Raw genomic sequence first — 22,184 nt, 5'->3', positions numbered from 1 at the left:
GCGGCGCATCAGGTCGCCGTCACGGGGTGATCAGACGACGACCGTGGCCCTGAACAGGGTTCCGGTACCCGATACGTGGGCCTGTTCACCGGCCGGTACGAACACGGACCGGCCCGGGGTCAGTTCGTGCTCGCCCGCCCGCAGGGAGCCGGCGGTGCAGAGCAGGATCTGCGGGGTGGCGAGGGTCAGGTCGTGGGTGGCGCCGCTCTCAGGGAGGACGTAGCGGGAGAGGCGGAACTCGTCGATGGGGGTCTGGTAGACCTCCTCGCCGTCCGGGCCAGCCTCCGGGCGCAGTATCCCGGGTTCGCGGGCCTCGAAGCGGACGATGCGCAGGAGTTCGGGGACGTCGACGTGCTTGGGGGTGAGGCCGCAGCGCAGGACGTTGTCGGAGTTGGCCATGATTTCGACGCCGAGGCCGTCGAGGTAGGCATGCGGGACGCCGGCGCCGAGGAAGAGGGCCTCGCCGGGCTGGAGCCGGACGTGGTTGAGGAGCATCGCGGCGATGACGCCGGGGTCGCCCGGGTAGTGGTGGGCGATGTCGGCGTACGGGGCGTAGGCGCCGCCGAGGCGGTCGCAGGCGGCGGCCGTCTCCGTGACGGTGCGGGCCATCTCCTCGGGGTCGGCGGTGAGGATGGCGGTGAGGACCTCGCGCAGGGCGGCCTCTTCGGGGTGTGCGTGCAGCAGGTCGACGTACGGCTTGAGGGAGTCCACGCCGAGGCCGTCGAGGAGTCCGGCGGCGCTCAGGGGGTCGCGGAAGCCGCACAGGCCGTCGAACTCGGTGAGGGCGCAGACCAGTTCGGGCTTGTGGTTGGCGTCCTTGTAGTTGCGGTGCGGGGCGGTCACGGGAACGTTTCGGCGCTCCTCGTCCGCGTAACCCTCCTTCGCCTGGGTCAGGTCGGGGTGGACCTGGAGGGAGAGCGGGGCTCCGGCGGCGAGGAGTTTGAGCAGGAAGGGCAGGCGGGGGCCGAACTTGGCGACCGCGTCCGGGCCGAGTTCCCGCTCCGGGTCGGCGTCGATGACCTCGTCGAGGGTGCCCCGGTCGGTGCGTGAGGATGCGCCGGGGTGGGCGCCCATCCACATCTCCGCCTGCGGCTCGCCGGTCGGTTCGGTGCCGAGCAGTCGCGGGATGGCGGTGGTGGAACCCCAGGCGTAGGGGCGGATGGTGTTGTCGAGGCGGTCCATGGGGTGCTCTGCGTTCCTTCTGCCGGTTCTCGTGCGGGCGCGCGGTGCCGTGCGTGTCGTCCGTGTCGTCCAATGTCGTCCGTGATCAGGCTCGCGAGGCGAGCGCCAGGTAAACGGCGGCGAAATCCGTGACGGCGATCAGTTCCGCGAGGGTCTCCAGTTCTCCGCCCGCCTCCGGTTCCAGCTCGCTGATCGGCGTGTCGTGAGTGAGGGCCAGTTCGCGGGCGGCGGGGGCGGCGGTGAGGCCGCCGATGGGGCGGTCGCGGAGCAGCACCACGCGCGCGTGCAGGGCGGGCGGCTCCTCGACACGGTCGCGGAAGAAGTCGTCCGGGTCGGCGCTGGCGGCGAGGGGCCCGGCGAGCAGGGCGCTGTGGGCGGCGAGTGCTTCGGGCAGCTCGGCGACGACGGCGGGGGTGCCGGAGAGTTCGGCGAGGGCGGCGGCGAAACGGCGGCCCGCCGGGCCGGCCGAGACTCCTTCTGTCCACACGATGGGAAGGGCGTCGGCGAGTTCGGCGGCCAGGGTCTTGGCGGGGTTGCTGTAGGTCGCGATGGCGGGTCCGCAGCGTTCGGCGATGCCGTCGAGACGGTCGGCGACCTTCTGGAGAGCGTCGGGCGGGGCGGTGAGTAGGCCCGTGCGGTCCAGGAGTGCGAGCAGCGGGGTGAGCAGTGCCCACAGGACGCCGGGTGCGGAGGCGGCCAGCGGCTCCTCCTGGTCGTAGGGGGCGGTCGCCATGGGGACGAACAGGCCGACGGAGCCGCCGACGGTTTCGGCGAGCGGGGTGCGGGCGGGGGCCACGGCGACGACGGTGCAGCCACGGCGGTACGCCTGCTCGGAGAGCAGGGTCAGGCCGGGCTCGGTGCCGTCCGGGGTGGCGATGAGCAGCAGGTCCACGGAGCCGGCCCACCCGGGCAGTTCCCAGCGCAGGGCGCCTGCGGCGGGGGCGACGCCGGTGGGGGCGAGGCGGGTGACGGGGCTGCCCGCGCCGGCCAGGGTGCCGAGGAGGTCGGCGGTCTGGGTGGCGGCGGCGCCCGGGCCGGCGATGAGCACGGCCCGGGGGCGGCCGTCGGGCTTGAGGTCATTGACGCCGGCCTCGGCGGCGTACCGCACGGCGGTGCGGACGCGGGCGCCGGCTTCGGCGGCGCCTCGGAGCAGGGCACGGCGGTCGGCCTCGGCGAGGCCCTCCGGGGAGTCGAGCAGGGATTCGTCGAGCATGGGGCGGCAGCTCCGATCTCCGGGGGGCGGGCGTCGGCGGTGCGGTGCGCGGGGTGCGGTGCGGTGCGGTGCGGTGCGGTGCGCAGGGTGCCGGTGGCGCGTTTACGCCGGGCGGCGGGCCTCGTCGACGAGGAGGACGGGGATGCCGTCGCGGACGGGGTATGCCAGGCCGCAGTCCTGACCGGTGCAGATCAGCTCGGTGTCCTGCTCCTTGAGGGGGGAGTGGCAGGCCGGGCAGGCGAGGATCTCCAGGAGGCCGGCTTCGAGTGGCATGGGGGTCCCTTCACTGGGTGGACGTGCTGGTCAGGGTACCGCTGGTCAGTACTGCCCCGCGTGGGTGCCGGCCGGGGGGGGTGTCTGCGCAGCCCGGCGCCAGCGGGGTGCCGTCGCGCCCACCCGTGCCGCCCGCGTGGGTGCTGGCCGGGGGGTGTCTGCGCAGCCCGGCGCCAGCGGGGTGCCGTCGCGCCCACCCGTGCCGCCCCAGCGGCACGACTGCCCGCGGATCGCGGCGGCGGGCCGCGGGAGCGGCGGCGGCACGGGTACGGCCACGGGCCGCGGATCGCGGCAGCGGGACGCGGGAGCGGCGGGCGGCTGACGCGGATCGCGTCCCCGACCCGACCCCGCACCACCGTTAGGACCTGATGATGGTCAGGGCCTCGTCGCGGATTCTTGTCATGGTGGGTTCGTCTCGGGCCTCCGCGTTCAGGCGGAGGAGCGGCTCCGTGTTGCTGGGGCGGACGTTGAACCACCAGTCGGCGGAGGTGACGGTGAGGCCGTCCAGTTCGTCCAGGGTGACGCCCTCGCGGCCCTCGTACGCGGCTCTGATCGCGGCGAGGCGGGCCGCCTGGTCGTCGACGGTGGAGTTGATCTCGCCGGAGCCGATGTAGCGGTCGTACTGGGCGACCAGGGCGGACAGAGTGCCCTCCTGGCCGCCGAGGGCGGCCAGCACGTGCAGGGCGGCCAGCATCCCCGTGTCGGCGTTCCAGAAGTCGCGGAAGTAGTAGTGCGCGGAGTGCTCGCCGCCGAAGATCGCGCCGGTCCTGGCCATCTCGGCCTTGATGAAGGAGTGGCCCACACGGGTGCGCTCCGGGGTGCCGCCGTTCTCCCGTACCACCTCGGGGACCGACCACGACGTGATCAGGTTATGGATGACCGTGCCCTTGCCGCCGTTGCGGGCGAGTTCCCGGGAGGCCACCAGGGCGGTGATCGCGGACGGGGAGACCGGTTCGCCGCGCTCGTCGACGACGAAGCAGCGGTCGGCGTCGCCGTCGAAGGCGAGGCCGAGGTCGGCGCCCTCCTCACGGACCCGCTTCTGCAGGTCGACGAGGTTCGCCGGGTCGAGGGGGTTGGCCTCGTGGTTGGGGAAGGTGCCATCCAGTTCGAAGTACATCGGGACGAGGGTGAGCGGCAGACCGGCGAAGACCGTCGGGACGGTGTGGCCCCCCATGCCGTTGCCCGCGTCGACGACGACCTTCAGGGGGCGGATCGAGGTCAGGTCGACGAGGGAGCGCAGGTGCGACGCATAGTCGTCCAGCGTGTCGCGGCGGGTGACCGTTCCAGGGGCACCCGCGGCGGGCTCCGGGGCGCCGGACTCGCTCCACCGCTCGACGAGCTCCCGGATCTCCGCAAGGCCCGTGTCCTGGCCGACGGGCGCGGCACCCGCGCGGCAGAGCTTGATGCCGTTGTACCGCGCCGGGTTGTGCGAGGCGGTGAACATCGCGCCCGGGAGGTTCAGGGCACCCGAGGCGTAGTACAGCTGGTCGGTCGAGCACAGGCCGATCTCGGTCACGTCGACGCCCTGGGCCGCCGCTCCGCGCGCGAACGCGCCCGACAGGCCGGGGGACGACGGACGCATGTCGTGACCGGTGACGATGGCGGTCGCTCCGGTCACCCGGGCGAAGGCGGCGCCGAAGAGTTCGGCGAGCTTCTCGTCCCACTGGTCGGGGACGACCCCGCGCACGTCGTACGCCTTCACGATCTGCGACAGATCAGCAGCCACGGCCAACCCTTCCGGAAGTCCTGTCAGTCAGCACAAACTACCCGGAGAGGGTGACAGTCCGGTCGCGGCCACCCGAACGTCCTTGCGGGACGCCGACTCAGAACACCATCTAGAGGCTCAGGGCAGCATCCAGCCGAGTGCTGCCGTGCTCTGGCCGACCACGATCAGGCACATCACGAGCAGCAGGCCGAGGCTCCAGGGCAGTACCTTGCGCAGCAGGTCGCCCTCGCGGCCCGCCAGTCCGACGGCCGCGCAGGCGATGGTGAGGTTCTGCGGCGAGATCATCTTGCCGAGGACACCACCGGAGCTGTTGGCGGCGGCGAGCAGTTCAGGTGAGAGTCCGGACTGCTGGGCGGCGGTCACCTGAAGGGCGCCGAAGAGGGCGTTGGAGGAGGTGTCCGAGCCGGACACGGCGACGCCGAACCAACCGAGCACCGGAGAGAGGAAGGCGAGGCCGGCTCCGGCCGCGGCCACGAAGTGGCCGATCGTCGCCGCCTGGCCGGAGAGGTTCATCACGTAGGCGAGGGCCAGGACGGCGGTCACCGTCAGGATCGCGAACCTCAGTTCCTTCACCGTCTCCAGCCACTCCCTGACCGCCACGCGCGCGTGCACGCCGATCACCGCCGCCGTGCACACTCCCGCGATCAGGACGAGGGTGCCGCCCGTGGAGAGGACCGGCCAGGTGAACACATTGCCGCCGACGGGCTCACCGTCCGGGCCCGCCACGTCCAGGAGAGGCCAGTCGTATGTCTGGTTGGCGCCGGCGAGCCAGTCCTTCACCAACGGGATCTGGGCGACGGAGAAGATCGCCACGATCAGCGCGTACGGGGCGTAGGCCCGCACCACCTCACCGCGTGGGTCCTCCTCGTCCAGTTCCTCGCTGCGCGCGCCGGTCAGCACGGAGGCCCGTACGGTCTCGGCGGCGGGCACGCGTGCGCGGGGTACGGCCATCAGGGCGGCCGCGCCCGCCAGGGCGGCGCCGATGTCGGCGAGCTGCGCGGAGACGTAGTTGGACGCGACGAACTGCGCCACGGCGAAGGCGACTCCGCAGACCATCGCGGGGATCCACGTCTCGCGCAGGCCGCGTCGGCCGTCCACCAGCCAGACCAGGACGAGCGGCACCACGAGGGCCAGCAGCGGGGTCTGACGGCCGACCACGGACGCCACGGAGTCCAGCGGCAGACCGGTGACCTGGGCGAGGGTCACCACCGGGGTGCCCATGGCGCCGAACGCCACCGGCGCGGTGTTGGCCACCAGCGCGACCACGGCGGCGCGTACGGGGTCGAAGCCGAGGGCCACCAGCATCACCGCGGAGATCGCCACGGGTGCGCCGAATCCGGCGAGGGCCTCCAGCAGGGCGCCGAAGCAGAACGCGATGACGAGTGCCTGGATGCGGGGGTCGTCGGAGAGGCGCCCGAAGGATCGTCGCAGGATGTCGAAGTGGCGGGTGCGGACGGTCATCCGGTAGATCCACAGGGCGTTGATGACGATCCACATGATGGGGAAGATGCCGAAGAGCGCGCCCTGGACGGCGCTGGACAGCGTCTGGTCCAGCGGCATCCCGTAGGCGAGCCACGCCACCAGTACCGCCGCCAGTAGGCCGATCAGGCCCGCCAAGTGGGCCTTCATGCGGACGCCGCCGAGCAGGACCAGCACGATCACGAGCGGCAGCGCCGCCACCAAGGCGGAGAGGCCCAGCGAGTCGGCGACGGGTTCCAGTTCCTGGACGTACACGGGCGCCTCCCGGATTCCGTCATGCGAAAGCGATCTCTCGCAGCGTCAAACGGAATGGTCGTGTCCGTGACAAGTTGCCGTCAATGGGTGTGCGGTGGTGGATGTGTGTGCACCGGGAGGGTGGGCGGTTGTCCGGGGGCGGTTGTCCGGTCAGCTGTCCGGGGAGCGGAGGACGCGCAGGTGGCCGCGGCGGGCGACCTCCATCGGGTCGGCCGTGCGGGAGCCGCCGGCCGCTCCCGCCGCTCGCTCCTGGGGACGGGCCGCCTCGCGCACCGCGTTGGCGAGCGCTTCCAGATCGTCCCCACTGGGCTGGGCCGGGGCCGAGCCGTCGAGGAGGCGGACGACCTCCCAGCCACGGGGCGCGGTGAGGCGCTCGGAGTGCTCGGCGCACAGGTCGTAGCAGTGGGGTTCGGCGTACGTGGCGAGCGGGCCGAGGACCGCGGTCGAGTCGGCGTAGACGTACGTCAGCGTCGCGACGGCGGGACGGCCGCAGGCGGTGCGCGAACAGCGACGTACAGGGCTCACGATGTTGGACGGTACCGCACTCTTGAGCGGGCCGCGACGACTCTCCACCACGTCACTCCACCGTGTCGTGGTGGAAGCGCCCCATATACCCCTGTGGGCACCCCTTGCTGACCTGGTTCTACGCGGGGAGCCCGGGGAGTGGGTGGTTCTGATTTCGGTCACCAGATGGCACAAACACCGTCAAACGACTTGAGGTCATTGGTCTTGAAGGGATACGGAACGAGCCCAACCTTGGCCGGAATGGTCATGTTGTGACATGGGGCGCGGGTCGGCTCGAAGGCGTGTGGGGATCGGGCGGGGCGGCGACGTGACGACTACCCTTCGCAGTGATGGACAGCCCTGTGACCCCTTCTCGTCCCGCCGGCCCCGGGCCCCGACGCCGTGATCGTCACGGCCGGGGAATGCGCGGGCCCATCGCACCGCCCCAGGTGCCGCTCGCCGCGAGCCGCGCGGAGACGTTCGCAGATCTGGTGCAGGACTCGGTGGAACGGTTGGAGCGGCGGTGGCCGCAGCTCGCCGACATCGATTTCCTGGTGCTGGACGTGCCGCGGCTGGATGGCGCGGTGGCGGGGACGGGGGTGGGGTGGAGCGACGAGGCGGTGCCGTTGGGCGGGACCGTGGCTGCTCGTCAGGGGCGGCCGGCGCGGGTGGTGATCTATCGGCGGCCCGTCGAGATCCGGACCAAGGGGCGGGATGAGCGGGCCGCGCTGGTGCATGAGGTCGTGGTCGAGCAGGTGGCGGAGTTGCTGGGGCTGACGCCGGAGACGGTGGACCCTCGGTACGGGGAGGACTGACGGTGGGTGGGGGGATGCCTGCGGCGCAACGGGCGGTGGGGTGGGGGCTTGGGTAGCGCCTACGGGTGGTGGGTGGTGCGGGGCCGGGGCGGGGGTGTCCGTCCTCGGACTGGCGCGATTGCGCTTCTTGGTGGAGCTGAGCGGCGCGGACGCGCCGGCCACTGCGGGCGAACACCCCCGCCCCGCCCCCTGGCCGCCGTAGGCGACTGCTTCCACGCCGCAACTCCCGCGGCCCGCCGTCGACGGCATAGCCGCGGCCACCCGCCGCCATGATCCGCGGCCGACTGCCGCCATCCGCGGCCCGCTGTCGCAATCCGCGGGCAGTCGTGCCGCTGGGGCGGCACGGGTGGGCGCGACGGCACCCCGCAGGCGCCGGGCTGCGCAGACACCCCCCGGTCGGCACCCACCCGGACAGCCTTCAGGCGCCGGGCTGCGCAACCCACCCCCGGCCCACACCCACGCGGGCGGCGTTCAAGCATCGGGCGGCGCCAGCACCCCCCGGTCCACTACTCCTGCAGTACCGACAAGTCCTCGTTCGCCTCCGGTACCGCCACCGTTCCCCTGTCGTCCGGCAGCGGCTGCACCGTGAAGAACGGGACGCCGCCCGTCGTCGTCGACAGCGTGCGCGACGCGTACACCGGTGCGTCCGACTCGGACTCGATCGTGAGGGCGTAACTCCCCTTCGCCCCGGACGGCACAGGCGCCTCGATGATCTGCGTCGTGCCGGACTTGACCGTGTACGTCTTGGACGCCGGCGTACCGCCCTCCGTGCCCGGGGAAGCGGTCACCTTGATCTCGGCGGTGCCCTCGGGCGCGGTCACCGAGAGCGTCGTGCCCTTCGCCGTGTTCTCCACGGCCGTCGCGCGTGTTCCGACCGGCCGTGTGGCCGGGATGAATGCCGACTCCTGGTTCTCGCCCTCGCCGCGCAGCACCCGCACCGCCGCGACCACCGGCACCGAGCCGTCCGGTGCCGTCAGCAGCAGGGAGCCCGCCTCGCCGCGCGTGATGTCGCCCAGGTCGACGGCCGTCGTCATGCCGCCCTTCACATGCAGCGTCTCGTTGCCCGCCGGGGTGATCTCTCCGGTGGGTGAGGCGAGGCGGAGCTTCAGGTCGACGTCGGCGTCGCGCGGGGTGAAGGCGACCAGGCGTACGGCGGTGGCGTCCTTCGGGATGCCGGGCAGGACCAGGGTGCCTGACGGGTCGGCGGACGCGGGCAGCCAGTCGCCGCCGAGCTGGTCGTCCAGGGCCTGTACGGCCGCGCCGACCCGGCCGCTGCGGACCACCACGTGCACCGTCACGTCGGTCTGCTTCTCGTCGGTGAGCGTGGACAGCAGCACCGGCTCGGCGGAATGCGGCTGGACCGTGATGCCCTCCCCCACCGTCGTCTTCAGAGCGCCGTCCTTGCCGTAGAGCTCAATGTCCACGACCGCCGCCGAGTCGTCGGGGTTGGTCAGGTGGACGTAGTCGGTGCGGTCGGCTGCGGTGCTGGTGCCGGGGAACCAGAACTCCGTGTCGGCGGCCGTGCAGGTGACGCCCTGCAGTCCACGTCCGGTGCCCGCCACCACCTCGGTCGTCTGCTGCACGGTCCAGCCGGGCGCGAAGCGGCCCTCCGCGGTGCCGATCAGGGCGGGGGCCTCGGCGCCGGAGGCCTCTCCAGCGGCCGGTTTGCCGGGGTCCTTGGGCTTGAGCACGGCCTTGCCGGGCTTCCTGGTGGCCGGACGGAGTTCGGCCTTGCCTTCCTTTTCCGCGCCCTCGGTGGGCGGTGTGAAGGACGTGTACGTCGTCTCGGCCAGGTCCGAGGTGCTGGGCTGGGGGCACAGCAGGCTCGTGCGTTCCACGGGCAGGTGAGCCGCCGCCCTGGCCGGCTCGTCCGTGGTCCCGGTGTCGGGTGAGGACACGGCGGCGAAGCCGGTCACGGCGGCCAGCGCGGTCACGCCCGCGATCAGGGACAGGGTGGTGCGGTTCACTGCCGGCTCCCGTCAGGACGCTCACTGCCCGTGCCGTTGGGGTCATACGAAGTGTCGTAGCCCTGTGTGTAGTTCGGGTCGTAGCCGCCCTGCTGGTACGTCTGGTCGTACTGCTGTCCGTATGCGTACGGGTCGTATTGCTGGTACGGGTCGGGCTGGTACGGGTTGGTGTAGGGGTCCGGTGCGTACTGCTGGTGCTGGTCCGCCGGGTGGGTGGCGTTGTCGTCGTGCCAGTTTCCGTAGTCGGGCTGGGCGGGGACGGGGGGCGGCTCGGTGGGAGTGGCTGCTTCCTCCGCTTCTGCCTGGGCGCGCAGGCGGCGGGCCCTGCGGCCCTCGCCGGCCAGGGCCTCGGCGGGGACGGGCGGTTCCTCGGGCAGGTCGTCGTCGATGTCGCGGCGGCGGCCGGGCAGGGCCATGACCACGAGGACCACGGCGAGCAGGCCCTGGGCCCACAGCCAGGCGGTGTGGGTGATCGGGGCCTCGTAGGTGACGTCCAAGGCGCCGCCGGACGAGGGGAGTTGGAAGCCCTGGGCCCAGCCGTCGACCGTGGTGCGGGTCAGCGGCTTGCCGTCCAGGGTGGCGGTCCAGCCCTCGGCCACGGTGTCGGCGAGGCGGAGGACCCGCCCCTGGGCGCCCTCGGAGATCTTGGTGTGGATCTCGACCGGGCCCGCGGCGACGGGCTGGGGTTCGCCGTCGCCGGCGGGGAGGACGCTCGCGCGGGCGACCTGCCGGTCGACCCGCCACAGCGCGCCGCCCGCCTGCTGGCTGAGCCGGCTCAGGCCGGGCGTGGCGTCCAGGACACGGGTGACCTCGCGCGGAGCCCCCTGGTGGACCAGGACGTATCGGACGGCGAAGCCGCCGAGTTCGTCGGCCTGGTCGGCGCCGGATCCGGCGACGAGGTTGGCGACCACCTTGTCGAGTCTGGTGTTCTCGCCGTCCACGGCGGCAATCTCCGCGTCGCCCATCCGGGCGCCCGAGCCGCGGACCAGCACATAGCCGACCCGGGCGGCCGACTCGCTGTCGAGCACCAGGGTGCGGGCCTGGTCGCGGGTGCCGCTCTCCTCGGCGACGAAGGCGGGAACCTGGACGGGGTCGCGCCGCTCCACGGGACCGTGGGCACCGCGGATCATCCAGCCGGCGGCAAGGACCAGCGGGCCGACGGCGCAGGCGAGGGCGATCAGGGCGGCGACCGGCTGGCGCCAGCCGAAGCTCTGCTCGGCGACACGCGAGCGTGCGCCGTCCGCGCCGAGCGTGGCGGCGGCCAGGACGGCGATCCCGTAGATGAGGGTGGCGGGGCCCGCCCAGGCCGATGCGTTGGACAGGACGGCGAAGACGAGGCCCACCAGGGCCGCCGTCCACGTCGTGAGGATCGCCGTTCGGCGTTCGGAGCGGAGCAGGGCGGCGAGGGCGGCGAGCACCAGGCCGGTCAGCACCAGGCCGCCTGCGGTGCCGGGGCCGCCCGGGCTCGCGCCGAGCAGGTCGAGGGCGGACGCGGCGGAGGCGCCGTAGTCCAGGCCGGCCTCGTGGAAGAAGCCGAACGGGAGCAGGGACAGCGACCATGGGGCCAGGACCAGCAGGGGCGTGCCCAGTTGGGCCAGGAAGCGGAGTCCATAGGCCGGGATGTCGGTTCTGCGCAGGGCCAGTACGCCGACGCCGAGGACCGCGGCGACGGGCCACACGATGGGGGTGAACGCGGTGGTGACGGTGAGCAGTAGCGCGTAGGCCCAGGTGGCGCGCCAACTGCCGCGCACCCCGGAGGGGTTGGTGAGGCCGCTCGCGGCGATGCCCGCGCGGGCCAGGAGCGGCAGCAGTACGGCGAGTACGGCGGTGCCGATGCGGCCGCCGGCCAGGGCGCCGGTCGCGGCGGGCAGGAAGGCGTAGGCGACGGCGGCCCACGCGCGCAGCAGCCGGGACTCGACCAGCGGCCGGGAGGCGAAGTACGCGGTGAAGCCGGCCAGCGGGACGGAGCAGACCAGGAGGATGGTGACGGCGAGTCCGGTGGAGCCGAGGAGGAGGGAGGCGAGGGCCGCCACGAGCGCGAGGTAGGGCGGTGCGGATCCGGTGCCGCCGGCGCCGACCGCGTGCCAGGCGTCGGTATAGCGCGCCCACAGGTCGCCGGAGTCGGCGGGCGCGGGGAGCAGGGCGCCACCCGCGAGCGCGCCGCCGCCGAGGAGCCCGCGGCAGGCCACGAGGGAGACGAGCAGCAGCACCAGGAAGAGCACCGGGCCGGGTTTGCGCGCGATGCGCTTGAGGCGGGCGAACTGCTCGACCTCGAGGAAGTCGGCGTCGTCGCCGCCGGGTCCGGACTCGATGGCGCTGCCGTGCCGTCCCGCGCCGGAGGCGGCTTCGGGGTCGGAGCGGCCGACGAGGTTGCTCGCGACCTGTTCCACGGTGACGCGGACGGTCGCGCCGGGCGGCGGGAACAGTGGCCGGAGTTCGCCCTTGTCGGTGACCGGGCTGCCGCGGTGGCGCCGTCCGGCGAGGATCCGTTCGGGGCGCAGCAGAACACCCATCAGGCCGCGGATCTCGTCGACGGCTTGTCCGGGGACCTTGCCGACGAGGTAGGCGAGGGTGCGCAGCAGCGTGCCGAGGACGACGCGCAGCAGCACCCAGGGCAGGGCGGCCGTGCGGGCGTTGACCAGCAGGGTGTAGACGGCGCCCGCCTTGTCCACCTTGTGCGGGGAGGCGGAGGTGCGGCCCACGCAGTCGACGGTGCGGCGCTCGCGGGAGGCGGCCTCGGCGTGCCGGACGATGGCGTCGGGGGCGATGAGGACCCGGTATCCGGCGGAGTGGGCGCGCCAGCACAGGTCGACGTCGTCGCGCATGAGGGGCAGGTGCCGGTCGAATCCGCCGAGCCGGTCGAAGACGTCGCGGCGGATCAGCATGCCGGCGGTGGATACCGAGAGCACGGGCCGTACGTGGTCGTGCTGGCCCTGGTCCTGTTCGCGGCGGTCCAGACCGGTCCAGCGGCGGCCGGAGTTGGCGATGGAGACGCCGACCTCGAGGAGCTGTCTGCGGTCGTACCAGCCGCGGAGCTTGGGGCCGACGACGGCCACGTCGTCGCGGCCGAGCTCGTACTCGTTCTCCACGACGCCCAGCAGCCGGGCCAGCGCGTCGGGTTCGGGGGCGCAGTCGTCGTGCAGCAGCCAGAGCCACTGCACCGGTTCGCCGTGCGGGAGTTCCGGCATGTCGTACGCGTCGTCGCGCCAGCTGCGGGTGACCGGGTCCCAGCCGCTGGGCCGCTTCAGGTACGGCAGGTCGTCCGGCGTGAGGTACGGGGCGCTGCGGTTGCATTCCTCGACCGCCTGGCCGAAGCCGGTGCGGCGGGCGAGGTGCAGCACGTGTTGGTCGCCGAGGGCGTCGGTGACCAGCCGTGCGGAGTCGTCCGCGCTGCCGGTGTCGGCGCCCACGGCGAACTGGACAGGGCGCTCCTGGCCGAGCAGCCCGGCGAGCACGTCGGGCAGCCAGCGGGCGCCGTCATGGGAGACGAGGACCGCGGTCACCACGTGACGCGGGAACTCAGGAGTGGCAGCGAGGTCTTGCCGGGCTGCCGTGTGGCTGTGCACGGACATCGAGGTACGGGCCCCGGTTCGGTGGACTGTGGGGGACGCCTGTGCCCGGTGGGGCAGCTGGGCGTCTCGGACGAGCAACCACACTATCGGCTGGGCAACAGGGCGGCCCGCCGCCTGTGGACAACCACCTGCGACGGGCCTTAAGTCACGTATGTACGAGTAGCGATGTGCGTGCGGGGATGACGGTGTGTGCGGCGGTGACGCCTGTTCGTCAGACGGCGGCCTTCTTGAGCCGGCGGCGCTCCCGCTCGGACAGTCCGCCCCAGATGCCGAAGCGTTCGTCGTTGGCGAGGGCGTATTCGAGGCACTCGGAGCGGACCTCGCAGGCGAGGCAGACCTTCTTGGCCTCCCGCGTCGAGCCGCCCTTCTCGGGGAAGAAGGACTCGGGGTCGGTCTGGGCGCACAGCGCGCGCTCCTGCCAGCCGAGCTCCTCGTCCGCGTCGTCGACCAGCAGTTGCTGCACCAGCTCGGTCATGTGCGCCCCTCGTCCGTCTTTCGCGTCCCCGTGATGTAGCCGTTACCGATTCCGGCTGAACGACACGAGTGAAATTACAAGTGTGCTGCTCCGGGCGAGTCAAGCCGAGATCTGCTATTGGGCCCCTTATTCACTCTGCGGAACCAAGGCCGAGCGGAAAGTGTTCAAATCACCCTAAACCTTGACACGCGCGTGGGGCCCGCGAGGGCTGCCGGCCCCACGCAGAGCCCCTAAGGGGAGGACGCCCAGGAGATCGATCTCGTTTCGACCTGCGCGACGAAGCGAACCGGATCACAGTCGGATCACGGGATCGCAACGACGTGCACGGCACCCGGCCGTGCGCACCTTGTGTCCCGGGAAACGATTGAGCAAACCTTTCGCCTGCGAAATGAACCGGATGAGGTGAACCATGTCCCACATACCGGGCGTCGAGTTGACAGTGGATGAGTGAACCGCTGTCCTAGTGGGCATGCTCGCGAATCAGGCATTCACCTCAACCCGCTCCGCCGGGTTCCTCGGTGCTGCCCGGGCTCGCTGTAGCTGTCGCTGTTCCGGCTGTTGAGCCCCACGCGCTCCCGCCGTCGCTGAGTTGACGCGACTCGGCCACCGTTTCCTTCGCTCCCACCAGGGCACCCCTCGCCGCCGCCCGCGATCCGGGCGTGACGCGACACCCGCCTCCCCGCCGCTCCCCCGCCAAGGAACCTCCGCACCCATGAACAGCGACAGCGACCTCCAGATCGCCGGCGACATCCTCGAAGTCCCCCATCTGCTGCAGCCCCCGCGCGAGCACCCGGCCACCGTCGCCGAGTTCGCCGGACTGGCCCGCTCCATCGCCGCCGACCGCTCCGAGTGGGAGCACCTCGTCCGCTACGACGCCACCAGCCGCTGGTACCACCGGCTGCGCACCGGGCCCGGCTACGAGGTGTGGCTGCTGTCCTGGGTGCCCGGCCAGGGCAGCGGGTTGCACGACCACGGCCGCTCCTCCGGCGTGCTCACCGTTCTCGAGGGCACCCTCACCGAGCACACCGCGCGCGGCATGCGCCGTCTGGCGGCCGGCGCGCAGCGCGTGTTCGCGCCGGGCTATGCGCACCACGTCGTCAACGACGCGCTGGAGGGCGCCGTCAGCCTGCACATCTACTACCCGGGCCTCACCGAGATGCCCATGCACACCCCGCACTGCGAGGCCCGGCAGGCGCCCGGCCCGGTAACTGCCTGACGTGATGTCGTAGCGGCCTGCAAGGATGGGCCCATGCGCATTGTGGTTCTGGCAGGCGGCATCGGCGGTGCCCGTTTCCTGCGCGGTCTGAAGCGGGCCGTGCCGGACGCGGACATCACGGTCATCGGCAACACCGGGGACGACATCCACCTCTTCGGGCTGAAGGTCTGCCCGGACCTCGACACGGTGATGTACACGCTCGGCGGCGGTATCAACGAGGAGCAGGGATGGGGGCGGACCGACGAGTCCTTCCGCGTCAAGGAGGAGCTCACGGCCTACGGCGTCGGCCCGGAGTGGTTCGGCCTCGGCGACCGGGACTTCGCCACCCACATCGTGCGGACACAGATGCTCGGCGCCGGATATCCGCTCAGCGCGGTGACCGAGGCGCTCTGTGACCGCTGGAAGCCCGGCGTGCGGCTGATCCCGATGACCGACGACCGCGTGGAGACCCATGTGGCCGTCGAGGTGGAGGGCGAGCGCAAGGCGGTCCACTTCCAGGAGTACTGGGTGCGGCTGCGGGCCTCGGTGCCGGCCCAGGCGGTCGTGCCGGTCGGCGCGGAGCAGGCCAAGCCGGCCCCCGGTGTCCTGGAGGCGGTCGCCGGGGCCGATGTGATCCTCTTCCCGCCGTCCAACCCCGTGGTCTCCGTGGGCACCATCCTCGCGGTGCCCGGCATCCGGGAGGCGATCGCCGACGCGGGCGTGCCGGTGATCGGTCTGTCGCCGATCGTCGGGGACGCGCCCGTGCGGGGGATGGCCGACAAGGTGCTCGAGGCCGTCGGCGTGGAGTCCACGGCCCCGGCGGTCGCCGAGCATTACGGGTCGGGCCTGCTGGACGGCTGGCTGGTCGACACCGTCGACGCGGGCTGTGTGGAGCGGGTCGAGGCGGCCGGGATCCGCTGCCGGGCCGTGCCGCTGATGATGACCGACGTCGACGCGGCCGCGCGGATGGCGCGGGACGCTCTGGCGCTGGCCGAGGAGGTGCGGGCCGTATGAGCGGTACGGGCTACCGGGTCTGGGCCGTGCCGGGCCTGCCCGAGATCCGCCCGGGCGACGACCTGGCCAAGCTGATCGCGACCGCCGAGCCGGACCTGTCCGACGGCGACGTGCTGCTCATCACCTCGAAGATCGTCTCCAAGGCGGAGGGCCGGATCGTCGAGGCGGCCGACCGGGAGGCCGCGATCGACGCGGAGACCGTACGCGTGGTGGCCCGGCGGGGCCCCCTGCGCATCGTGGAGAACCGGCAGGGCCTGGTGATGGCCGCGGCCGGCGTCGACGCGTCCAACACCCCGGCCGGCACGGTGCTGCTGCTGCCGGAGGACCCGGACGCCTCCGCGCGGGCGATCCGCGAGGGCCTGCGCGACGCGCTCGGCGTCGAGGTCGGCGTGATCGTCACCGACACCTTCGGCCGCCCCTGGCGTGCGGGGCTGACGGACGTCGCGATCGGCGCCGCGGGCATACGGGTGCTGGACGACCTGCGCGGCGGCACCGACGCGCACGGCAATCCGCTGGGCGCCACGGTCGTCGCCACCGCCGACGAACTGGCCGCGGCGGGCGACCTGGTCAAGGGCAAGGCGTCCGGCCTGCCGGTGGCCGTCGTCCGCGGACTGCCGCACACGGTGGCGCCCGAGGACGGCGAGGGCGCGCGGGCGATGGTGCGCGGCGCGCGTGACGACATGTTCCGCCTGGGCACGTCGGAGGCCGTACGGCAGGCGGTGACCCAGCGCCGTACGGTGCGGGCCTTCACGGACGAGCCGGTCGACCCGGGCGCGGTGCGCCGCGCGGTGGCGGCGGCGGTGACGGCCCCGGCCCCGCACCACACCACTCCGTGGCGGTTCGTGCTGCTGGAGTCCCCCGAGTCCCGCATCCGGCTGCTGGACGCGATGCGCGACGCCTGGATCGCGGACCTGCGCCGTGACGGCAAGACGGAGGAGTCCATCGCCAAGCGCGTCCGCCGCGGCGACGTCCTGCGCAACGCGCCCTATCTGGTCGTGCCGTGCCTGGTCATGGACGGCTCGCACACGTACGGGGACGCGCGGCGGGACGGGGCGGAGCGGGAGATGTTCGTGGTCGCCATGGGCGCCGGCGTCCAGAACCTCCTGGTGGCGCTGGCCGGGGAGCGTCTGGGTTCCGCCTGGGTGTCGTCGACGATGTTCTGCCGCGACGTGGTCCGTGACGTCCTGGATCTGCCCGCGCACTGGGACCCGATGGGCGCGGTGGCGGTGGGCCACCCGGCGGAGGATCCCCGCCCGCGGCCCGATCGTGAGGCGGAGGCCTTCATCGCAGTGCGGTGAGCCGGGTTTGCGAGGGGCGCCTACCCTCTTAGGGGCCCTCCGCTCTCGGACGGCCCTCCGGTTCACCTCCACCCCTGGGATTCTCGTGGCAGGACGTTTCGCTCCCCGCCCGACACGCACGACCGTGCGCGGCGGTCATGTCGCCGTGCCCGCGGGGGTCCCCCGCCAGGCACCGGCCCCGGCACGCGTACGGACGTGGGTGCCGGACGGTCCGCTGGACCTCGGCCTGGTGCTCGGGCCGCTGCGGCGCGGGCCCGGCGATCCGACGTTCCGGGCGCTCCCGGACGGCTCCGTGTGGCGGGTGAGCCTGACGCCGGCGGGTCCGGGGACGCTGCGGGTGACGCAGCGGGCCGGGGAGATCCGGGGCGAGGCGTGGGGGCCGGGGGCGGAATGGTTCCTGGACAAGCTGCCGGAGATGCTCGGGTCGGCCGACGATCCGTCCGCGTTCGTGCCCCGGCACAAGTTGCTGGCGGTGACCAGGCACCGGCGGCCGGGGCTGCGGCTGACGCGGACCGGGCTGGTGCTGGAGTCGCTGATCCCGTCGATTCTGGAGCAGAAGGTCACGGCCGGTGAGGCGTACCGGGCGTGGCGGCTGCTGGTGCGGAAGTTCGGGGAGCCGGCGCCCGGGCCGGCGCCGGAGCGGATGTCGGTGATGCCGGCGCCTCGTACGTGGGCGCTGATCCCGTCATGGGAGTGGCACCGGGCCGGGGTCGACAACAAGCGTGCTTCGACGGTGCTGCGTGCCGTGCGGGTCGCTGCGCGGCTGGAGGAGGCGGTGGGGATGTCTCCGGAGGCGGCGCAGGCGCGGTTGGAGCTGGTGTCGGGAATCGGGCCGTGGACGTCTGCGGAGACGGTGCAGCGCAGTCATGGGGCGGTGGATGCGGTGACCGTGGGGGATCTGCATCTGCCGGGGATTGTGGGGTGGGCGCTGGCGGGGGATCGGCATGCGGATGATGCGGTGATGCTGTCGCTGCTGGAGCCGTATGCGGGGCAGCGGCATCGGGCTGCGCGGTTGATTTTGCTGAGTGGGTGTGTGCCGGGGAGGCGGGCGCCGCGGATGCCGTACGGGGATATCGGGCGGTTGTGAGTCTGCCTGGGCCGGCGGTGACTCAGGGTGACTGCGTCGGCACCGGGTGACTGCGTCGGCGGCGGTGCTGACCGGGTGCCGTGCGTCGGTGTGGGCCGGGGGGTGGGTTGCGCAGCCCGGCGCCAGCGGGGTGCCGTCGCGCCCACCCGTGCCGCCCCAGCGGCACGACTGCCCGCGGATCGCGGCAGCGGGCCGTGGAGACGGCGAGGCGCGGGAGCGGCGCGAGGCGCGGGAGCGGCGGCAAAGACTGCCCGCGGAGGGCGGGAGCGGGCAGCGGCGGCACGGCTGCTCGCGGATCGCGGGAGCGGGCAGCGGCGGTGCGACTGCTCGCGGATCGCGGGAGCGGGGAGCGGGGGTACGGCTGCCTGTGGAGGGCGGGAGCGGGGAGCGGGGGTGCAGATGCTCGCGGGAGGGGTGGCACGGCTGCCTGGAGCGGGTGTGTCGCCTGCGGCGGGGAGGGGGTGGGGTGGGAGTGTTCGCCCGCAGTGGTGGCGCGTCCGCGCCCCGCACCCACAAACAAGCGTAGTCGCGCCAGTCCGAGGACGGACACCCCCGGCCCGCCCCCGCACCACCGACCATCCGTAGGCGCTGCACCCGCAGTTGCGCCGCAGGCAACCGCAGCCGCTACTGGTCCGAGGAGAAGCGGACGGCGCGGGCCGGGATGTGGGCGTCGCACCAGACGCGGATGCCCTCGCGGAGTTCGTTGTGGGCGCCTATGACCGCGCCGTCGCCTATCACCGTGCCGGTCAGGACCGACCGTTCACCCACCCTGGCCCGTGTCCCGATCAGCGAGTCGGTGACGACCGCGCCCGGTTCGATGACCGCCCCCGGCAGGATCGTGCTCCCGAACACGCGCGCACCCTCCGCCACGAACGCGCCCTCGCCCACCACCGTCCCGCCCGCGAGCTTCGCGTCGGGCGCCACGGTCGCCGTCGGCAGCACCAGCCGGTCACCGCAGCGGCCGGGCACCGCGGGCGACGGTGCGCGCCCGAGCACCAGGTCCGCCGAGCCCCGTACGAACGCCGCCGGCGTCCCCAGGTCCAGCCAGTATGTCGAGTCGACCATCCCCTGCAGATGCGCGCCCGCCGCCAGCAGCCCCGGGAACGTCTCCCGCTCCACCGACACCACCCGCCCCGCCGGGATCGTGTCGATCACCGACCGCCGGAAGACGTACGCTCCCGCGTTGATCTGGTCGGTGACGATCTCCTCCGGCGTCTGCGGCTTCTCCAGGAAGGCGAGCACCTTCCCCGTGTCATCCGTAGGGACCAGCCCGTACGCCCGCGGATCGGTCACCTTCGTCAGGTGCAGCGAGACGTCCGCCCCCGTCGTCTCGTGCGTCCGCACCAGTGCCCGGACGTCCAGCCCCGTGAGGATGTCCCCGTTGAAGATGAGCACGGGTTCGTCCGGCCCCGAGTGCAGCCGGGACGCGACGTTGCGGATGGCACCGCCCGTACCGAGCGGCTCCTCCTCCGTCACGTACTCGATGTGCAGCCCCAGCGCCGAGCCGTCACCGAAGTACGGCTCGAAGACCTCGGCCAGATAGGACGTCGCCAGGACGATGTGCTCGACGCCCGCCGCTCTGGCTCTCGCGAGCTGGTGTGTGAGGAAAGGCACCCCGGCCGCCGGGACCATGGGCTTGGGCGTGTGCACCGTGAGCGGGCGCAGTCGCGTGCCCTTGCCGCCGACCAGGAGGATCGCTTCTGTCACCTGTCGTCTTCGCTTCCTGCCGGGACCGGCCGAACTGTCTTTCGGCCGGCCAGTGTATGCAGACCGTTCCGCAGCCCGTTCTCCGGCAGGAAGAAGCGCGGCCCGCCTCAGCGCCCCTGGTAACGGGCCGCCGTGGAACGCACGGTGCCGAGCTTCTTGTACAGCTTCCCCCCTGGGCACGAGGTGTTGAACCCGTCCCGGTGACCGGAGATCACGTTCAGTCGTACCTTCTTGCCTTTTCGGTAGAGATTGCCACCCCCGGACGTCAGATATGTCTTGGCGCGCGGATTCTTGCCGTGCAGCCCGAGTTTCCACGCGGTGAGCCGGGCGACGGCCTTCACCGCGGAGGACGACGGCTTCTTGGAGCCGTAGGAGCCGATCACCGCGATCCCCGTCGTCTTGCTGTTGAACCCGCGGGTGTGGGCGCCCTTGACCGGCTTGGCCACTCCCCCGGCCCGGCCCTCGTAGATCCGCCCGCACTTGTCGATGAGGAAGTTGTAGCCGATGTCCCGCCAGCCCAGGCTCCTGACGTGGTATCGGTAGAAGCCGCGGATGAGCGAAGGCGCCTGTGAGCACGAGTACTTGTTGCCGGAGGCGGTGTGGTGCACGAAGGCCGCCTTGACCTTGCTCGTGTACACGAACCCGCCTTCCCGCAGGCCCTCGTCGGCGCCCCACCCTCGCCGGGTGACGATGCTGGGGCGCGGCCCGATGTACGGCTTCGCCCGCTGCTCCGAGGTCAGCTCAACCCCGCGCAGGGCGAGGAACTCCCTACGGGTCTGCTCGCCGTTCAGCGCAGGGATCTCCGCGGCGCCCGGTGCGGCGAGCCGGGCGTTGGCCGCGGAGGCGGCGGACGCGGTGGCGGTCGCAGGGCCCCTACGGCCGTCGACGGCCTCGCGCGAGTCCGCGGCGCCGTCCCCCGGGTCGATCAGCTCGAGCCGCAGCCCGGACGGCAGCTCCGGGACCGCACCGGCCCCCGATTTTCGGGCTTCCGGCCGCACCCTGAGCTCCACCCCGTCCGACTCGCCGACCCACAGCGGCGCCGTGGCCCCCCGCACCTGTCCCGAGGCGGCTTCCGAAGTCCCCGGGTCGGCCCCGTGGTCGGTGTAGTGGGTCTCGAGGTCCTGCCAGTCGGACCAGTCCCAGGTGGCGACCGAGCGGGTACGGACCTGGACGCGGCCGGCGAGTTCGGCGTCGGGGTCGTCCCAGACGACGCCGAGGAGGGAGAAGTGCCGTACGGCCTGGGGGCCGAGGCCGAGGACGGTGGCGCCGGAGGCACGGTCACGGGTGAGGGGCCGCAGGGGCAGCGACTGGGTGCTGCCGGGCACGTCGGGCGGGGCCGTCATCGCTGCGCGCGTGGCCGCTTCCGCCGTGGGCGCCGGTCTCGCGGCCGCCGCGGTGGCGGGCGGAGCGAGCGGGAGGGCGAGGGCGGCGGCGCAGGTGACACCGATTGAGGAAGCAAGAATTCCACGCATGCCCCTGATCTTGGACATAGTCAGACAAATCTGTCCATCGGGCATTTGACGGTCTGTCGGACACCGTTCCCCCGAACCGGTGTCGTGCGAGGACGGTGTCCCGGGACCGTCCCGCGTACGCTTGCCCGGGTGAACGCCACCGACCGCACCCCTGCCGACCTGCTGAGTTCCGCGCTGGCCGCGGACCCGGGACGCCCCCTGGTGACCTTCTACGACGACGCCACGGGCGAACGTGTCGAATTGTCCGTGGCCACCGTCGCCAATTGGGTGGCCAAGACCGCCAACCTCCTCCAGGACGAACTGTCCGTCGAACCCGGCGACCGGGTGGCCCTGCTGCTGCCCGCGCACTGGCAGACGGCGGTGTGGCTGCTGGCGTGCGCGTCGGTGGGCGTGGTCGCCGACATGGCCGGGGATCCGGCGGCCGCCGATGTGGCGGTGAGCGGTCCGGAGCCGGAGTCGCTGGAGGCCGCGCGGGGCTGTTCGGGACCGCGGATCGCGCTGGCGCTCAGGCCGCTCGGCGGACGCTTCCCGCAGCCGCCGGAAGGCTTCGCCGACTACGCCGTGGAGGTGCCGGGCCAGGGCGACCGGTTCGTGCCGTATGCGCCGGTCGACCCGGAGGAGCCGGCGCTGATCGTGGCGGGGCGGGAGTTCACCGGGGCGGAGGTGGTGGAGCGGGCCCGGGCGGAGGCGCCGGAGCTCGGGCTGATCGGTCCGGGCTCACGGATCCTGTCGGGGCTGCCGTTCGACACCTGGGAGGGTCTGAACTCCGGCCTGTACGGACCGCTGGCAACAGGCGGCTCGGTGGTCCTGTGCCGGAATCTCGACCGTCTCGGGGCGGAGGCCCTGGACAAGCGGGTGGAGAGCGAGCGGGTGACGGTCATCACCAGATGACCGCCGGCTGACCCGCCCCAGCCGCGCCCCACCCGCCCCAGGGCGACCGTCCCCCGTTC

General features: G+C 72.8%; 17 protein-coding genes. 6 read left to right on the top strand and 11 right to left on the bottom strand.

Annotated features, from left to right (window positions below; all coding sequences use genetic code 11):
* Positions 1 to 30: 30 nt before the first annotated feature.
* From manA to AB0L56_RS28120, 6 genes are all read right to left on the bottom strand, one after another.
* Positions 31 to 1,182 carry a mannose-6-phosphate isomerase, class I gene (manA, locus tag AB0L56_RS28145; RefSeq protein ID WP_365428000.1) on the bottom strand — a complete coding sequence of 384 codons (1,152 nt, stop codon included), beginning with the start codon at positions 1,180 to 1,182 and terminating at the stop codon, positions 31 to 33.
* A gap of 85 nt (positions 1,183 to 1,267) precedes the next feature.
* A complete protein-coding gene (locus AB0L56_RS28140) occupies positions 1,268 to 2,395 on the bottom strand; it encodes an SIS domain-containing protein (RefSeq protein WP_365427997.1) in 1,128 nt (375 codons plus the stop codon).
* Positions 2,396 to 2,497: 102 nt separating this feature from the next.
* Positions 2,498 to 2,668, bottom strand: a complete 171-nt coding sequence (locus AB0L56_RS28135) for a Trm112 family protein (protein ID WP_079057723.1) — start codon at positions 2,666 to 2,668, stop codon at positions 2,498 to 2,500.
* Between the two features lie 358 nt (positions 2,669 to 3,026).
* A complete protein-coding gene (locus AB0L56_RS28130) occupies positions 3,027 to 4,394 on the bottom strand; it encodes a phosphomannomutase/phosphoglucomutase (RefSeq protein ID WP_365427994.1) in 1,368 nt (455 codons plus the stop codon).
* A 117-nt stretch (positions 4,395 to 4,511) separates the two neighbouring features.
* Positions 4,512 to 6,128 (bottom strand): L-lactate permease, encoded by a 1,617-nt coding sequence (locus AB0L56_RS28125; protein WP_361027215.1) that lies wholly within the window; start codon positions 6,126 to 6,128, stop codon positions 4,512 to 4,514.
* Positions 6,129 to 6,278: 150 nt separating this feature from the next.
* On the bottom strand, positions 6,279 to 6,701 hold the full coding sequence (locus AB0L56_RS28120; RefSeq protein ID WP_365428020.1) for a DUF3499 domain-containing protein: 423 nt from the start codon (positions 6,699 to 6,701) through the stop codon (positions 6,279 to 6,281).
* A 281-nt stretch (positions 6,702 to 6,982) separates the two neighbouring features.
* Here AB0L56_RS28120 and AB0L56_RS28115 point away from each other — a divergent pair, with 281 nt between their 5' ends.
* Entirely contained in the window at positions 6,983 to 7,447 is a 465-nt protein-coding gene (locus AB0L56_RS28115; protein ID WP_361027218.1) for a metallopeptidase family protein, read from the top strand.
* Between the two features lie 506 nt (positions 7,448 to 7,953).
* Here AB0L56_RS28115 and AB0L56_RS28110 read toward each other — a convergent pair.
* The 3 genes from AB0L56_RS28110 to AB0L56_RS28100 all read right to left on the bottom strand — a co-directional run bounded on the left by AB0L56_RS28110 (position 7,954) and on the right by AB0L56_RS28100 (position 13,461).
* A complete protein-coding gene (locus tag AB0L56_RS28110) occupies positions 7,954 to 9,414 on the bottom strand; it encodes a DUF5719 family protein (protein ID WP_365427990.1) in 1,461 nt (486 codons plus the stop codon).
* Entirely contained in the window at positions 9,411 to 12,986 is a 3,576-nt protein-coding gene (locus tag AB0L56_RS28105) for a glycosyltransferase (RefSeq protein ID WP_365427987.1), read from the bottom strand. Before AB0L56_RS28105 ends, AB0L56_RS28110 begins: the two co-directional genes overlap by 4 nt.
* 211 nt (positions 12,987 to 13,197) lie before the next feature.
* Positions 13,198 to 13,461, bottom strand: a complete 264-nt coding sequence (locus tag AB0L56_RS28100; RefSeq protein ID WP_003975777.1) for a WhiB family transcriptional regulator — start codon at positions 13,459 to 13,461, stop codon at positions 13,198 to 13,200.
* A gap of 712 nt (positions 13,462 to 14,173) precedes the next feature.
* On the opposite strand from AB0L56_RS28100, the gene AB0L56_RS28095 reads away from it, so the two are divergent.
* The 4 genes from AB0L56_RS28095 to AB0L56_RS28080 all read left to right on the top strand — a co-directional run bounded on the left by AB0L56_RS28095 (position 14,174) and on the right by AB0L56_RS28080 (position 18,055).
* Positions 14,174 to 14,677, top strand: coding sequence for a cysteine dioxygenase family protein (locus tag AB0L56_RS28095; protein ID WP_365427984.1), 504 nt, complete (start codon positions 14,174 to 14,176; stop codon positions 14,675 to 14,677).
* Between the two features lie 33 nt (positions 14,678 to 14,710).
* A complete protein-coding gene (gene cofD, locus AB0L56_RS28090; RefSeq protein ID WP_361027230.1) occupies positions 14,711 to 15,670 on the top strand; it encodes a 2-phospho-L-lactate transferase in 960 nt (319 codons plus the stop codon).
* Positions 15,667 to 16,968, top strand: a complete 1,302-nt coding sequence (locus AB0L56_RS28085; RefSeq protein ID WP_365427981.1) for a coenzyme F420-0:L-glutamate ligase — start codon at positions 15,667 to 15,669, stop codon at positions 16,966 to 16,968. The genes cofD and AB0L56_RS28085 overlap by 4 nt, the downstream gene beginning before the upstream one ends.
* Before the next feature lie 85 nt (positions 16,969 to 17,053).
* On the top strand, positions 17,054 to 18,055 hold the full coding sequence (locus AB0L56_RS28080) for a DNA-3-methyladenine glycosylase 2 family protein (protein ID WP_361027236.1): 1,002 nt from the start codon (positions 17,054 to 17,056) through the stop codon (positions 18,053 to 18,055).
* Between the two features lie 624 nt (positions 18,056 to 18,679).
* Here the strand turns inward: AB0L56_RS28080 and AB0L56_RS28075 are convergent.
* Positions 18,680 to 19,762 (bottom strand): NDP-sugar synthase, encoded by a 1,083-nt coding sequence (locus AB0L56_RS28075; RefSeq protein ID WP_365427978.1) that lies wholly within the window; start codon positions 19,760 to 19,762, stop codon positions 18,680 to 18,682.
* A 107-nt stretch (positions 19,763 to 19,869) separates the two neighbouring features.
* Positions 19,870 to 21,234, bottom strand: a complete 1,365-nt coding sequence (locus AB0L56_RS28070) for a peptidoglycan recognition protein (RefSeq protein ID WP_365427975.1) — start codon at positions 21,232 to 21,234, stop codon at positions 19,870 to 19,872.
* Positions 21,235 to 21,363: 129 nt separating this feature from the next.
* On the opposite strand from AB0L56_RS28070, the gene AB0L56_RS28065 reads away from it, so the two are divergent.
* The gene (locus AB0L56_RS28065; RefSeq protein ID WP_361027243.1) at positions 21,364 to 22,125 is read left to right on the top strand and encodes a TIGR03089 family protein; all 762 of its coding nucleotides are present in this window, start codon (positions 21,364 to 21,366) and stop codon (positions 22,123 to 22,125) included.
* Positions 22,126 to 22,184: the final 59 nt, after the last annotated feature.

It is taken from the genome of Streptomyces sp. NPDC052079, from assembly GCF_040680275.1.
GTDB lineage: Bacteria > Actinomycetota > Actinomycetes > Streptomycetales > Streptomycetaceae > Streptomyces.
The sequence above is the reverse complement of the archived record's forward strand: the minus strand, read 5'-3'. Positions and strand labels throughout refer to the sequence as shown.